The organism is Rathayibacter sp. VKM Ac-2754, from assembly GCF_009807095.1.
Lineage (GTDB): Bacteria > Actinomycetota > Actinomycetes > Actinomycetales > Microbacteriaceae > Rathayibacter.
The window spans coordinates 1-14,388 of record NZ_WUCC01000014.1; the positions used below are offsets into that span (position 1 = coordinate 1).

Here is a 14,388-nt window from a genome sequence, read left to right on the forward strand (position 1 = left end):
CTCAGATGCAGAAGCAACGGTAACGCCGTCCGCGGTCGCTAGTGCGCCTATCCGCACGGTTCCGCCCGCCACAGCTTTGACGACCCCGGCCTGAGAGACCGTTGCGATGGACGGATCACTTGTGGAGTAGGACAGCTCGTCGACGGTACCCGGAGTGCCGACCCAGTTGTACCGCGGGCTGAGGGTCGCGGTCTCGCCAACCTTCATCGATGCCGGGGCACCGCTGAGACTGACTGCGTCAATGCGTGACACGAGCGTCCCTGGGCGCTCGAAACTGACGTCATAGTCGTAGAGCTGGATCTCGTAGAGCGTGCTACTGGTCACGTTCGCCCCATCGCCGTGGACGGTGATGCGAACGTATCGAGCCGCTGCATCAGGTGACAGCACGACGACCTGGTCGCCGGAGTCCCCTTTGTACTCGCCCGCGTATCGCTCGGTCCACGTTGCTTTGTCATTGGACGTCGCGAGCTCGAAGACCGTCTTCTTGGCACTGTTAGCTTTCCACGAGAGAACCGCCGACTGCACCGTTCGTGGCTCACCGAGATCCCAACGAGCGTATGCGCTCTTCGCGTTCACGCTCCAAAAGGTCGTTGGATTGCCATCGAATGTGGCCGATCCCCAACCCGACGTGACGACGGGCGCCGACACCCCGATGATCGGGATCTTCGCTCTCTCAATAGCGACGATGTAGACGCTCGGTGACTTGCTCGTCTCGGTGACCGTGATGCGAGCCTCCCCAGGGATCGCGTTCGCCTGCTGGATGGAGACCTGCCCTGTCGCGCTCGACGCGGTGACGACTGGGACCGGGCCGGATGCCGCCGATTGAACGGTGTACGAAGCCTGGTCAGGCCGGAACCCTGGCACGGGCGCGCCATTGACCGCTATCCCGCTGACGCGGCTGGACTGATCGGACGCTGACCAGTCATCGAGCGCCGAGAGCTCGACCAATCCAGGCGCGGACTCGATCGTCATGCCATGCAGAAGCGGCGTGAGCTGGACGGCCAGGGTCGTCGATCCGTCGGTGCTACCGAGGACCGCAAGCTTGCGCACTTTATCGTTCGATTCCTGATCAGGATGCGGAGAGGTGGGCAGAGGTGCCGCGTCCATGTCCGAGAAGACCGCTTCGCCGGGAGTAACAAGGCGTGCGAGGAGACGTTCGCCGCTCTGGAAGAGAACGGCGGATCTCCCGTCGGCAGCGATAGAGATCGAAGCGCCAGTGTTCATCGACCACAGATAGTCCACGCTTCCTGGCGCGCTGATCTCGTCCTGAATGAGTAATTGCCTCCGATTGTCGAACAAACGCACGCCGCGGTGCCAGGAAGTGACTGATTCGGGATACGCGCTGGAGAGGTCCGCGATGGAGAACGATTGATCGAGGTTGCTCCCCTGGCGGAGCAGCGTCGTCGTGTTGGACTTCGACCCGCTGTCGGGGTTGAAGGGGTCGATGGCAAGGGTATTGTGGCCCTCTGCGCGAGTGCGGTAATAAGACCATCGATTCCCGGCACGATCATCGTCGAGAAAGTCGTAGGTTCCGTCATCCATTCCGAGGTCGATTCCCCACTCCTGCCCGAGAGCCTGAAAGTTGAAATCTCCTGCATCAAGATGCTGGTGGCTCTCGGCCGGCTTCGCCCCGAACCGGAAAGCAGCGTACGACGCACGGCCGTCGGTCCGGGATGCCGACATGGTCGCTACTCCGGCGCCCGAGAACGTGTTGTCGAGAGGTGGTGCGCTGTCTTCGCCCCCGGATGCCGCGAGCGTAGGATCGCGCCAGATCAGCTGGTACGGAGCGAACGCATCCGACTTCACGTCGGCCGCAAGGCGGACCAGCGAGGGCTCCTGCAGTGCTGCTCCCAGACCGGCGTAGGCGGCAGCCGGCTGGTACCTGGTCGAGCTGTCCGCGAAGCCGTAGTAGTTGCCGCTCGGTCCGGTAAGAGCTCGCATGAATTGATCGGTCCGCTGGAAGCCCACGCCGTCCGCCACACCGTAGTCCTGGTTCGTCGATGTCCGGAGCGAGAGGATGTAGGCGGAGACGTACCGAGTGGCATAATCCCAGTAAGTCGGGCCTTCAGCGAACCCTCCGTCGTCCTCGTACAGGGCCATTCCGACTTCGATGCTGTCACGGCTCTCCGCGAGCACACGCGCCGGCGCGATCGAGGGGCTCTCTTTTGCTACTGCAAGGGCGCCCATGGCCATCCCGGAGTTCACGACAATATTGATGTTCGTCGCTTGTCGGGCCCAGTTCCCGTTGTTCGAGTAGGGCGTCGTCTTGGATGAAGTCGAGTCGTAAACTCGAATGGCGGGCTCCAGGCCCTTCTCGATGATCGCGGTTCTGATCTTCTCCCGCTCAGCGTTGTCCCAATGCGAGTATCCCCAGTCGTAGGCAATAGCCATTGCGTGCGTCATCTCGGCCGTATCGAGGAAATGCTGCGGATTCCAGTCTGGAAACCCTGCTGCGGCGTCGACGTCCTTCCAGAGCCGATCGATGTAACGGGCGTCACCGCTGACCTCCCAGGCGATCAGTAGGCTGTAGCTCCGGTCGAGAAGGAGACGACTCGTTTCGAGCATTGTGCCGCCATCGACCGCGTCATAGCTGAGCACAGGTTCGGTGAGAGCAGAGTCAGCAGTCTTCAAGACGGTTGTGTAGAGAGATTTCGAAGTCGGATCAGCGTCAATCTGAGAGGGGAGCTGAGCAAAGGTCGACGCAGTTTCCATCAATCTCGGATGGGAGGACACGACGTCCGCCTCGGACGGTCCGTCCGCCGCATGAGCGGGGGGAGCGACGATGGTCGACACTGCAAGGAGGGTAGCCACGCCTATTGCGGTGAATGCGGTCCGAGAGAATCGGATCATCCTGATCTCCTGCACTCGTTGTTTTCGCACAATCTCGGCGACCAGAGGCCCCGCGGGGCAATAGTGCGCCGATTCCTCTCAGGGATTGGGGTTACGCCGAAAGCTCCGCTTCCACGGCACGCGAATGGGGGTCACCGACGTCACTCTTTTCGGGGGTTCTTCGATCGGCGGACATGTGTGGGCTGAGAGTGCTCGGGAGAGAGGCACTAGTCCATGCCCGGGTCGAAGCCGCGCGGGGGTGGAGAAACCACCGGTCAGATGTCGCAGTGGTTGGCGTTCGTCCTCGCCGTCAGTCAGTGCATCAGCCCCGTGGAGATGGGGGGCGGGTGTGTTTCGCCGTCGTAAACGATGCGCCGCGAGGATGCACGCCGCGAACTCGCGTCCGGCCGACCTGTTAGATTCCCTCGTGCAGGCGGACCAGTTGAGGGCCGGGGCATCGGGCGCTTCGGGGCAGCGGCCCGGGATCGTGTCGGGGCCATCGCGGCGGGGGGAGTGCCGGTGCAGGGCGCTGGTCGTAGCCCGCCCCCACCCCTGTTCCCCACGGAGTGAACGAACACCCCAGATCAACGTCGCGGTCGGACGATAGGCAGCGTCGAGAAAATGGAGCCATGTTGAGTACCGCCCTGACAGCTTTTCCGATGCACGGCCAGCACAAGCTCACGAAAGAGGGGTATCGGACAAGAGATGGACACCTGATCGAGTGGTTCGGTCGGCTGCTCGTCGACCGGGGACAAGTCGAAGTCGTCTCACGACCGGAGCCTCACTTACTGTCTGTCTCTCGTCGGGGAGCCGGCGGGCACATCGCTGCCAACACGAGCCCGTTGGACCTGCGAACGTGGCGCATCCCGAACCCGAGGAACCGGCAACGGTGGTGGGTCGACTCTCTCAAGGCCTACAAGTTCGACTTCCGCGGCCCCGCGGTGCCCGTCGTCACCTGGAACCCTTTCCTCGCGTCATCCCGTGCCTGGCCCGCGATCTCAGCCGCGAAGGTTCCGGTCGCCTTCGACCTTCTAGATGACTGGACGATCCACTATGCCTTCGCAGGTATCTCCAGCGAGGTCGATCGCGCGTATCGATCCCTCTTCGACCAGGCGACGGTCGTGACGGCGAATGCGGAGGGAACCGTCGAGCTCGCACATCGCTATGGACGGACAGACGTCGTTCTGCTGCCCAACGGCTGTGACCCGGAGCGCTTCGACACCACGGCGACGGCGTCTGGGCCGCTCACTGTTGGTTACGTCGGCAAGATCGGGAAGCGTCTCGACCTCGGACTTATCGTCGCTGCCGCCGAAGCGCTGCCTTCAGTTGCCTTCGTCTTCGCCGGTCCGGTTCTCGATGCCGAGTACCGGCGTCCACTGGAGGCGCTCCCCAACGTCCGGATGCTTGGCGACGTTTTCTACAACGATGTCCCCGCTCTCCTCAAGACCTTCGACGTCGGCTGGGTTCCGCATCGCGTCGGCGACGGCGAAGTAGGCGGTGACGTGATCAAGACCTACGAGTACAGGGCGGCCGGTTTACCTGTGTTGACTACGCCGGTCGCGGGCGCGAACAGTCGAGGTCTGGATGCGGTGCACGTCATCGACTCTCCTGGGCATGTCGAGTGGTTGCGGGAAGCGCTCGCGAACGGACCCCGCGTTCCTCGGGTAGTGAGCGACCTGCCGCAAGATGTGCGCTGGTCGGGCAAGGCTGCTCGCCTCCTGAAGATGCTCGGCACGGAGGTGAGCACCCTGTGACCGGTGCCCCGAGAGTCCTGCTGCTCGCGCTGCCGCTGATGGCACGCAGCGGCGTGTATCGGTCCACGCACGACCTCGTGCGGGCTGCGCGGGCCGCGGGGCTGCCCTGGTCGGCTGTCGTAGGCGTCAGGCCAACGGCGTCGGGAGAGCCCATCGAGACCGAGGGTGTACGCGAGGTTGCTGTAGCGGCGCACGGCCGTCGGGTCGTCGATGAGATCGAGCAAGTCATCCGGGATGCGGGCGAGGTTAGTGAGGCCGATCTGATCGTCTCGATGATCTCTCAGACGGACATCGCCCTTGCCCGGAGGAAAAGCACTCTCGGTCAGCCCTGGGTGGCTTGGGTGCGCGGAATTCCATGGCCTGACAAGGGTGAGCAGTCGTTTGCCCGGCGCCTTCTGCTCCGAGTCCTGGAGACTCGTGCTCTGCGAGCAGCTGACGAGGTGTGGGCCACTACACCCGTCTTGGCGCAACAGTTCGCCTCAGCGGCGGAGGCGAAGATCGTTCCGGCGGGGATCGCATCGACGGAGAGGATCTCTCACGGCGAGAACGGTCACTCGCCGCTCGTATGGGCTGGGCGGATCGACGTAGACAAGAGGCCGCAGCTTTTTCTTCAGATCGTTGAGTTGCTGCAGACCCGAGCACGCGTCTTCGGAGAAGGACCATTGCTCCGATCGATTGAGGCCGACGCGCCAGACGGAGTCGAATGGCGAGGGTGGGTCGAAGGCGGCAGACTCTGGACCGATGCCTCGCTCTTCGTGGGCACGTCTGCCCGGGAGGCGTTTGGCAGGAGCGCAGTCGAGGCGGCGTGCGCCGGCCTCCCTGTTGTCATCTCATCCGCGTACGGTGCAGCGCCCCTTCTGTTCACCGACCCTGCTCTTAAGGCGGCGTGCGTCATCGACTCCGACGAACCGGGGGTGTGGGCAGCAGCCATCCGGAGGCTGCTGACCGATGTCAGCCTTCGATCGGCCGTATCCGAACACGTCCATCGCAACGCGATGTCTCTCACTATTGAGCGATCTGTTCTCCGGGCGGCTGAAGAAGCAGCGGGAATTCTCGCCGGTAGAGAGGATCGCGCGTGAAGAAGCCTTCGATGCTCGCAGACATCAGGGGAAGGGTCGGCCGCCGAGGCGGAAAGGCCTGGCGTGCCGTTTCTGGCGCATTGACCACCGCGACGCTCTCCCTCCGAGGCGCCAAGACGTCTTGCCCTCTCACCGACCCGTCGAACAACGTCGTCGTCTCTCTCACCTCATACGGCGACCGGCTTCGTTCGGTCAACCTCACGATCGAGTCGATCGGGCGTGGTTCGACCCGCCCCGGTCGTCTCATCCTCTGGACCGACCCGGGCGTCGATGTCGAGTCGCTCCCGTGGCGACTCCTACGCCTTCGACGCAGGGGCCTTGAGGTGCTTCCAAGCCCGGCGAACTTCGGGCCTCATACGAAGTACTACCCGTACGCTCTGACTTTCGCGGGCTCCGCGGCGCCTCTCGTGACTGCTGATGACGACAGCTTGTACCCGCGACGGTGGCTGAGAGGACTCATGATCGCGGCGAGGGAGTCGCCTGAAGGTATCGTGTGCTATCGCGCGCACCGCGTCGCGTTCGACGAAGGCGGGGGATTGGCTCCTTACAACACCTGGACGTCGGTCCGGTCGACCTCTCCATCTCTTCTCCACTTCGCCACCGGCGTTTCGGGTGTCTGGTATCCGCCGGACTTCGTCGTCGAGTTGGCGCGCCGCGGCGACGAGTTCCTGAAGCGAAGCCCGCGAGCGGACGACGTCTGGCTTCATTACGTCGCGGTGACGAGCGGTAGGACCATCCGACAGGTGGGCCTTCGCCCGAAGAAGTTCCCAGAGGCGGCGAGGACGCAGAAGCAAGCGCTTCACCGCAGCAACACGGCCCTGAGTCAGAACGACCTACAGATCGAAGCGACCTACACTGCCGACGTGGTCGCACGCCTTGAGAAGGTAGGACGAGAGTCATGATCGTCCTGCTCTCAGTCCTCGGCGTGTGCGGGCTTTTCGTGCTTGTCTTCCACCGGCGTCCCGCGGTCTGGATCACTATGGGGATCGTGGCGGCAGTCGCGTTCCCGCTGGTTGCGACTCGGTCTTGGTTCGAGTCCGCTGGACCGCTCGGCGAGATCCACCCGGCCACCTGGGTCTTCGCCTTCGGATTCGTCTCGACCTTTTTGGCACCGCCTAGCCGGGAGCGTCTGACGAAGGGTCGGTGGGTAGCCGTTGCCGCCTTCGTGGTCTGGGCGGCCGTCGTCGCGATCGCGGTCTTCCAGCGGTCCGGCACCGACAGCGCGTTCACGTTCGCGCTGCTGTACGTCCTGCCCGGGACGGCTCTTCTCGCAATCGGCGCTATCGTAGCGCGGAACAACCCAGATCGGATCATGAAGGTTATCCCGGTGGTTGTCGCGCTGGGAGTGGCCGAAGCCGCACTCGGCGTCGCTCAATACGCGTCGGGTTCTGCAATCTTCTTCAGTTCTTACTACTCGACTAATTCCTGGTGGGAAACGGATTTGAATCGGGCAGTCGGCACTCTCGACAGTCCGCTCGACCTCGCTGCACTGCTCACCATGACAATGCCGCTCGCCAACTACCTGAAGAACCCGGCGATCAAGTACTCTTCGCTGCTCGTCCTCACGCTCGGGGTTTTCGTCACCGGTTCGCGTACGGGAATTGTCATGGTCGTGGTCATCGTGGTCTGGCTTCTGCTCTTCAACAGCTCGAACGCATTCATTGGTCTCATCTTGTCTCTCTGCACGGTTCTTGTAGCAGTTCTGTTCTTGAGTTCCTCTCTCTCGAGCTTGCTCCTGGATCGCTTCGGTGCTCGAGGAGCGGTGTCGACGGACGCGAGATCGAGCGCCCTCGACGTCGGTCTCGGGCTCATTCCTCGAAACCCCTTCGATGGTCGAGGTATCGGGTTCGCCTATACATTCAGCTCTTCGGAGCTGCGTTCCAGTTTTGAGAACGGCTACCTAGCGACAGCCATCGACCTCGGTCTGATCGCGGCTCTGTCATTGATCCTCATTCAGGTGTGGGCGACCTTCACCACCCGCTCTCGCGGGCTCCTGGCGCGTGCTCCGGGCCTGATCGCCCTAACGTGGGGATTTTCGTACAGCTCGTTCGTCAGTTCGAGCACATTCGGCTTACTGGCGTGGTCCTTCATCGCCATCTCATCGCTCGCGGCGTTCAGGCCGAGTAGTGCGCAGGCCCCATCGGAGCTCCCTGCGGTGCTGGAGAGCCCGCAGCGGGTCGGTCGCGTGAACGGGAGGAGCTATGGCGGCCGGTGACCGTGGCCGCTCGATGTCCTCCGGCGTTCTGATCAACTTCGTCGGGAATGCTGTCGGACCCCTCGCCGGCTTGGCGAGCGCTCCGATCCTCGCCCATTCGCTGGGGGTCGATGGTCGCGGAACGGTTGCCGGTGCAACAGCCCCCTTCCTGCTGATTACGACGATCGCAACCTTTGGGCTACCCGAGGCCATCACATTCTTCGTGGCGCGCTCACCAGGGGCCGTAGAAACGGTGCGGCGTAGGGGTGCCTTCCTCGTGTTCCTAGCCGGGCTCGTCGCTACGGTCGTCTCGCTGAGTGTCGCGCCGCTGCTTGCCGGCGACTCGCCGATCTTGTTGTCATTGATCCTGTTGACGTCTGCAGCGGTCGTCCCCACTGTGCTCGTAGCTGCGCTTCGCGGCGGCGCAGCTGGTGAGGGCCGGTGGAAGTTAGTCGCCCTCGAGCGAGCCGTGGGCCCGATCGTTCGCCTGATCGCGATCGGTTTCCTGGCAATCGTGGGCAGTCTGGATATCACCAGCGCGACGATCGCGATCGCCTTCTCCCCCATTCTTGGCGGCCTTGCATATGTCCGATGGCGAAGGGGCGGGGAGAGGCCCACAGGCGGTGCGGACGAAGCTCCGCGGCTCCGTCATCTCTTCGATTACGGGTACAGGGTCTGGTTTGGCTCGATCGCAGGGGTGTTGCTCATGCGGATCGATCAGGTCGCCATGGTCCCGCTGAGCTCAACCTTCGAGCTGGGCCTCTATGTCGTGGCGGTGACCATCGGAGAACTACCGTTGGTCGTCAATACCGCTGTCCGCGAAGTGGTCTTCGCGTCGGATGCCCGGTCGTCCGAGGACAAGCGGTTGACCAGAGCAGCGCGCATGTCGTTCATTGTCTGCGGCGCGATCGCCGTGGCGCTGGGCGCGACCTGTCCTTGGTGGCTCCCGCTTGCCTTCGGGGAAGGCTTCGAGCCCGCGCTACCGACCGTCCTCGTGCTCCTCCTGGCGGTCGCGCTCGGTATTCCGGGATCGGTTGCCGGTGCCGGCCTGAGCTCACGCGGCTCGCCCCACCTGCGGTCACTGTCCCTCGTGATCGCGTGCGTCGTCAATATCGCGGTTCTCCTTCTGCTGGTCCCCATGCTCGGGGCACTGGGAGCTGCCCTCGCGACACTAATTGGGAATATCGTCTCGAGCAATTTCAACGTGGTTCAGATGAAGCGCAAATTTGGAGTCCCGATGTTGGACTTCTATCTCATACGTTTTTCGGACTTTCGCGCTCTGAGGGATTCGGCGCGATCACTGGTGAGGCGCCGTCATGGGAACCAGGAATGACACCGCCCCCGGGGCCGGTTGAGGGCGAGGGCCCGACACGCAGAGTAATGCTGTCGGGCGCACTTCTTGGAGGGGTGGTCGCAGGCGGAATCGCCTCGGCTATCGACTCGTCATTCCACACCTCAGCGCTTGCGCCGTCGGCCGCCGGCTCACAGCGGGTGGTGGACCTGGGGGAGTTCGGCGCGGTACCAGACGGAGTTACGGATCTGGGCCCGGCAATATCGGAAGCTCTGGACTCGCTTGGCGGCGCGAGTTGCATCTTGTCGCTGCCCGTCGGTTCGCCCACAGCGGGTCGGTACTACTTGGCTACCGACGTCACTCTTGACCGGCCCGGGGTGTCGTTGGATGGCAATGGTATGACTGTCGTGGTGGCGGCCGGCGCGGCGCTCCATGTCGGACGACGCGACGAGCCGATGGTGTGGGGCGGACGCATCTCGGGCATCAATTGGCTGAGAGAGGGTACCTCGGACGGAAGCGCGATCCCAGCAGGCTCGCGGTTCGTGGTCTTTGAGAGAGTACGAAACGCGGTTGTCTCGAACTGTTCCTTCAACGGCTCGGACATCGGAGTCGCTTTTCCCTCGAACCCTTCTGGGGGACAGCACGACACAGCCTTCATTTACATCGTAGGATGCTCCTTCAGCGAAGTGAACTTCGCGGTGAAAGGTGACGTCGATGTCGACGCCCCCGGTCGTTGGGCAGTAGTGGGAGAGGTTTTCGTTCTAGACGCGTTGATCAATCGCGCCTACGTCAGCGGGATTCACTTCGACGGTGTTGACGGTCTCATGATCACTCGGACGGACTTTGTCAATCTCGGCTCCGGAAGTGTGACGCACTCTCGAATCGCAGATAAGCGAAACAATGTCTTCATCGGCCAGTGTGACTGGGTTCAAATCGTAGACAATCAGATGTACGAAGCCGGCCGGGAGGCCGTCCGGGTCGATGCTGCGCGCCAGGTGAAAATTGAAGGCAATATGATCGCCTGGCCGGGGCAACTCGAGCTGTGCGACGCAGTCCGTGTCACGGGATATGCGGATTACGACACTCGGTTGCTTGTCGCCTCGAACATCATTGTCTTTTACACCAAAAGTGCCGTTTCGGTCTCGGGAAAAATGGGATCTGTCGTAGTCGGCCCGAACTCCACTAGCTTCGATGTGAACAATTCGCGCTACATCGGTCCGCGTGTGGGCACGGCTGTCAGTACGCTGTCGAGCGAGTCTCACTACCGCTACGACTTCGGTGCCGTGAGCGGCATCGACGCCTCGGAGTTACAGGTGGTCGGAGAAGCGACATTCCGGTCAGGTGAATTTGACCGGCTCCCGCGGCACTCGTCGACAGTCGCGATCTCGAAGGAGACCTCCTCTGTCGGAAGGTCAGCCGCCATTACGACCGTATATCTCTCCGGACCGATTCCTGTTTTCGATCTCTCCGCGCTGACGGCGGGATCACCTTCCTTCGGCGGACTTGTTCTGATCTCTGTACGATCCGGCTCGACGGGTGGCGGCAGTGGCGCTTTCTACCTCGTCATGCTTGCAGGGTCTCCTGCGGCGTGCACCGTTGTCTCCGAGACCGGAGCAACAGCTGAGGGCGAGCTCGGTATCGATTGGAGTGTCGACGGGAGTTCTCTCGTCGCCATGGCGCGAGGAGGCGTAGCTGGTCCGATCAGCATTTCGGCGCAGTCCATCGGCGATCTAGTGATCGGGTGAGCCGGTCTGGGAGCGGCTGTCTCGTTCGTTGTATCGAGTGACGGCACGAGTTCGGATGACGGAGCGCAGCGCCGAGGGGAGCGAAGCGATCCCGCTACGCAGCCGATGTGCGCGGAGCGAGGCGATTGCGAGCCTGCCCGGCGGGGTGGAGGGATGCTGAGCCCGGAGCTCGTCCTCGGAGGACACTGCCGCGTGCCACAGCACCCGCAGCCTTGCCACACCCTTAACCTCGAACAGACGCGTGATCCAGAGATAGGTCCGCTGCGGCTGAGCAGTCATCGCCATCCAGCGGAAATAGCGAGGATCGCGGCGTGCGTGAAAGAGCTTGTCTTCTGGTGTCTCGAAACCGACTGCCCGCAGGAATGGCTCCAGTGTTGCCAGCGAGCCCGTTTGCTCCGCGATGACCGCCATTTCCTCGATTAGCTCCGACTGATTACGGCTTAGTTCGATCAGACTCGTGAGAGAGGCGCGGTGGCGTTCTTCGAATGGTGTCCGCAGGTCATGGAGAGCGAGGATGAGCGCCGAGGAGCCACGGTCCGGTATCGCAACGGGAGTGTTCGCCAGAATGATCTCCTCCCGGCGCACCCAGAGAACGTCGAAAACGAGGACGTCGTCAGCTATGAAGCCCGGGTAGTGCCGATGCAGGTCGATGTCGCAGGGCCATGTCTGGTTCACTAGAGCGACAGAGTGGGGTGAGATGACACCTTGTTCGAGCGGTTCGAGACGCGCACTCCAGCCGTAGTCATGAAGCGCAGCTCTCATCGCGTCGAAACCCGAAGGCTCCACCAGAATATCCGCATCCGCGTGCGTGCGCGGGGAGCGCAGCCTGTGGTGCTCAGCGCTCGGTCCCTTGATGCTAATCGTACGTACGTTGTTCTCACGCGCGATGTGATGAACAAGGGCATGCGCCAGACGGGTCGCATCTGGCAGTTGCAGGGCTTCGTTAACCACGATCACCGCGACGTGCGCGGACCTCTCATCGTTGCTTGGTTCCTTGACGCTCGACGATCAGCTTTTCGAGCGCGGCCTCGTAGCGCTGATTGACGGAAGCCCAGGAATACTCATTAGCAGCGCGAATCCTCGCCGCCGAGACAAGGCGTTCTTGCTGCGACTCGTCGCGCATGAGGCCGTCGATCGTTCGCTCGATCGCTATAGGTGTAGGTGGTGTGAACAGCGCTGCATCGGCCAGTACCTCGCGGTTGTAGACAGTGTCGCGGGCCACCGTCGGCGCCCCTGCTGCCATGGCCTGTACGAGAGCAGGGTTTGTTCCCCCGACGCTGTGTCCATGGAAATAGACGCCGGCATGCTGCCAGAGCGAAAGGAGTCTTTTGTCATTACTGACATGCCCCAGCCACTGTACGTTCGCAGACTGTCGAGCAAGCTCATCCGCCCTCTGGTCGAACTCCCCGCCATAGCCAGTGGAGCCGACGATCACGATCGGCCACTTCTTGCTGAGTGTTTCAGCTGCAGTGAGGAATTCGTCGATGGAATTTTCGGGCACGAATCGCGCGACGACGAGGACGTAACCGCGGTGCGACAGGCCTGGCTCGACGGGAAGATCTTCGGGAATGTCTCCGCCGTAGGGTACGAAGACGCCGTCGCGCCCGAAATCCCTCTGCCACCGAGTGCGGATCGCCTCCGAGTCATAGAGTAACTCATTGCCCCAGAGCGCCGTCGCTTTGGCGCCCGCGCGGAACATCGCCTTTGCCGCGCGACCCCACTTGGCGCGATCCCATTCGATTCCGTCGACGTTGACGAGCGTAGGAATCTGACGGGCGCGGAGGACCGGGAGCCAGAAGCCGTTCGCGACGTTCATCACTAGAGCGACATCGGGCTTCCGGACGGCGCTGTCGAGGCAGGATGTGAGGCCGTAGGAGAGAGTACTCAGAGACTTGGACTCAATGCCGCGAGTAAGCCTGCTTGTCACCCGATTGTCTCGGTCGACGTCATCTGGTTTGGTCGCGCCGGCGCGGCCATAGACCGTGACGTCCCATCCGTTCTCGGCGAGATACGGAGCGAGTTTCCGGACGGCTGTTTCGAAGCCACCGTAGAAACTCGGATAGCCGCGGGTCCCGATTATGGCCACTGATCGACTCACGATGATCCTTCCGGCGAATATTCTTTAGTAGATGAAGCGTTGACGTTCGCATCGAGCAATTGGGATCTTTCTACGACGTGCCAGGCCAATTGCCGTTCTTCGAGATCGTGGAGAAATGGTCCGATTGATGTCGCGGCCTGTTCGCTGCTAATGCCGAACGCTTCGGCGGTGGCTTCCACCAAGTCCGCGAAGGTCAGATCCTCGCTGAGGAGCCGCCACAGGAAAGCTGAGACGTCTCGTAGAACGATCGGGCTCTCGGAAGGGGGAGACATCCGCAGAAGAATGACGTGGTCGTTCTCGTCGATTTGAGCGACCTGGCGAGACTGTTGCCAGACCCAGTTCTTGTAACCAGCGGAAGCCGAGTCAAGAGCGAGCGGATCGTTGTCCTCGGTCCCGTTCACGCGGTCTGCGCCGCGTACTTCGCCTCGGTCGCCGCCTTCTGCGGGCGCCACCAGGCCTCGTTCTCGCGGTACCACTGCACGGTCGCGGCGAGCCCCGACTCGAAGTCGGTGTAGCGGGGCTCCCAGCCGAGCTCGGTGCGCAGGCGCGTCGAGTCGATGGCGTACCGCAGGTCGTGGCCGGGACGGTCGGTCACGTGGTCGAACGCCGTCTCGGGCAGGCCGAACTCGTCGAGGATCAGCTTCACGACCTCGAGGTTGTTCTTCTCGCCATTCGCGCCGATGAGGTAGGTCTCACCGATCTCGCCGCGGTCGATGATCGCCCAGACGCCGCTGTTGTGGTCGTCGACGTGGATCCAGTCGCGGACGTTCTCTCCGGCTCCGTAGAGCTTGGGGCGGATGCCGTCGATGACGTTGGTGATCTGGCGCGGGATGAACTTCTCGACGTGCTGGTACGGGCCGTAGTTGTTCGAGCAGTTCGAGATCGTGGCCTTCACGCCGAAGGAGCGGACCCAGGCCCGCACGAGCAGGTCGCTGCCCGCCTTCGTCGACGAGTACGGGCTCGACGGGTTGTACGGGGTCTGCTCGGTGAACTTGGCCGGGTCGTCGAGCTCGAGGTCGCCGTAGACCTCGTCGGTCGAGATGTGGTGGTAGCGCACGTCGTGCTTCCGGACGGCCTGAAGCAGCGTGTAGGTCCCGATGATGTTGGTCTCGAGGAACGGGCTCGGATCGTTGAGCGAGTTGTCGTTGTGCGACTCCGCGGCGAAGTGCACGACCAGGTCGGAGTCGGCGACGAGGCGGTCGACGAGCTCGGCCTCCGAGATGTCGCCTTCGACGAGCGAGATGCGGTCGGCGACGGGGGCGAGCGAGTCGCGGTTGCCCGCGTAGGTGAGCTTGTCGAGCACCGTGATCTGCGACTCGGGGCGCTCGCGCAGCGTCAGGTGGACGAAGTTGCTGCCGATGAAGCCGGCGCCGCCGGTGACGAGGATTCGCACGTGCA

Annotated in this window: 11 protein-coding genes; 6 read left to right on the forward strand and 5 right to left on the reverse strand. The window is 62.7% G+C overall.

Annotated elements, in window-relative coordinates; genetic code table 11:
- Positions 1-2,793: discoidin domain-containing protein (locus GRS92_RS17290; protein WP_159859082.1), on the reverse strand; the 2,793-nt coding region annotated here is incomplete at its 3' end.
- 665 nt (positions 2,794-3,458) lie between these two features.
- Between GRS92_RS17290 and GRS92_RS17295 the strand changes: the two genes are divergently transcribed.
- From GRS92_RS17295 to GRS92_RS17320, 6 genes are read left to right on the forward strand one after another with little or no spacing between them, the layout of a single operon-like run.
- Positions 3,459-4,583, forward strand: a complete 1,125-nt coding sequence (locus tag GRS92_RS17295; protein ID WP_159859085.1) for a glycosyltransferase — start codon at positions 3,459-3,461, stop codon at positions 4,581-4,583.
- A complete protein-coding gene (locus GRS92_RS17300; RefSeq protein WP_159859088.1) occupies positions 4,580-5,662 on the forward strand; it encodes a glycosyltransferase family 4 protein in 1,083 nt (360 codons plus the stop codon). The genes GRS92_RS17295 and GRS92_RS17300 overlap by 4 nt, the downstream gene beginning before the upstream one ends.
- Positions 5,659-6,564: a glycosyltransferase family 2 protein gene (locus GRS92_RS17305; RefSeq protein ID WP_159859091.1), complete on the forward strand. Its 906-nt coding sequence runs from the start codon at positions 5,659-5,661 to the stop codon at positions 6,562-6,564. The genes GRS92_RS17300 and GRS92_RS17305 overlap by 4 nt, the downstream gene beginning before the upstream one ends.
- Positions 6,561-7,877, forward strand: coding sequence for an O-antigen ligase family protein (locus tag GRS92_RS17310; protein WP_159859094.1), 1,317 nt, complete (start codon positions 6,561-6,563; stop codon positions 7,875-7,877). Before GRS92_RS17305 ends, GRS92_RS17310 begins: the two co-directional genes overlap by 4 nt.
- Positions 7,864-9,189 carry an oligosaccharide flippase family protein gene (locus GRS92_RS17315; RefSeq protein ID WP_159859096.1) on the forward strand — a complete coding sequence of 442 codons (1,326 nt, stop codon included), beginning with the start codon at positions 7,864-7,866 and terminating at the stop codon, positions 9,187-9,189. The genes GRS92_RS17310 and GRS92_RS17315 overlap by 14 nt, the downstream gene beginning before the upstream one ends.
- Positions 9,190-9,236: 47 nt before the next feature.
- Positions 9,237-10,892, forward strand: a complete 1,656-nt coding sequence (locus GRS92_RS17320; protein WP_235022105.1) for a hypothetical protein — start codon at positions 9,237-9,239, stop codon at positions 10,890-10,892.
- Here the strand turns inward: GRS92_RS17320 and GRS92_RS17325 are convergent.
- From GRS92_RS17325 to rfbB, 4 genes are read right to left on the reverse strand one after another with little or no spacing between them, the layout of a single operon-like run.
- Complete coding sequence (locus GRS92_RS17325) at positions 10,878-11,849, reverse strand: hypothetical protein (RefSeq protein WP_159859102.1); 972 nt, start codon at positions 11,847-11,849, stop codon at positions 10,878-10,880. The genes GRS92_RS17320 and GRS92_RS17325 overlap by 15 nt on opposite strands.
- 19 nt (positions 11,850-11,868) lie before the next feature.
- Positions 11,869-12,990, reverse strand: coding sequence for a glycosyltransferase (locus GRS92_RS17330; RefSeq protein ID WP_159859105.1), 1,122 nt, complete (start codon positions 12,988-12,990; stop codon positions 11,869-11,871).
- Entirely contained in the window at positions 12,987-13,391 is a 405-nt protein-coding gene (locus GRS92_RS17335; protein WP_159859108.1) for a PqqD family protein, read from the reverse strand. Before GRS92_RS17335 ends, GRS92_RS17330 begins: the two co-directional genes overlap by 4 nt.
- The gene (gene rfbB, locus GRS92_RS17340; protein ID WP_159859111.1) at positions 13,388-14,383 is read right to left on the reverse strand and encodes a dTDP-glucose 4,6-dehydratase; all 996 of its coding nucleotides are present in this window, start codon (positions 14,381-14,383) and stop codon (positions 13,388-13,390) included. The genes GRS92_RS17335 and rfbB overlap by 4 nt, the downstream gene beginning before the upstream one ends.
- Between the last annotated feature and the right edge of the window lie 5 nt (positions 14,384-14,388).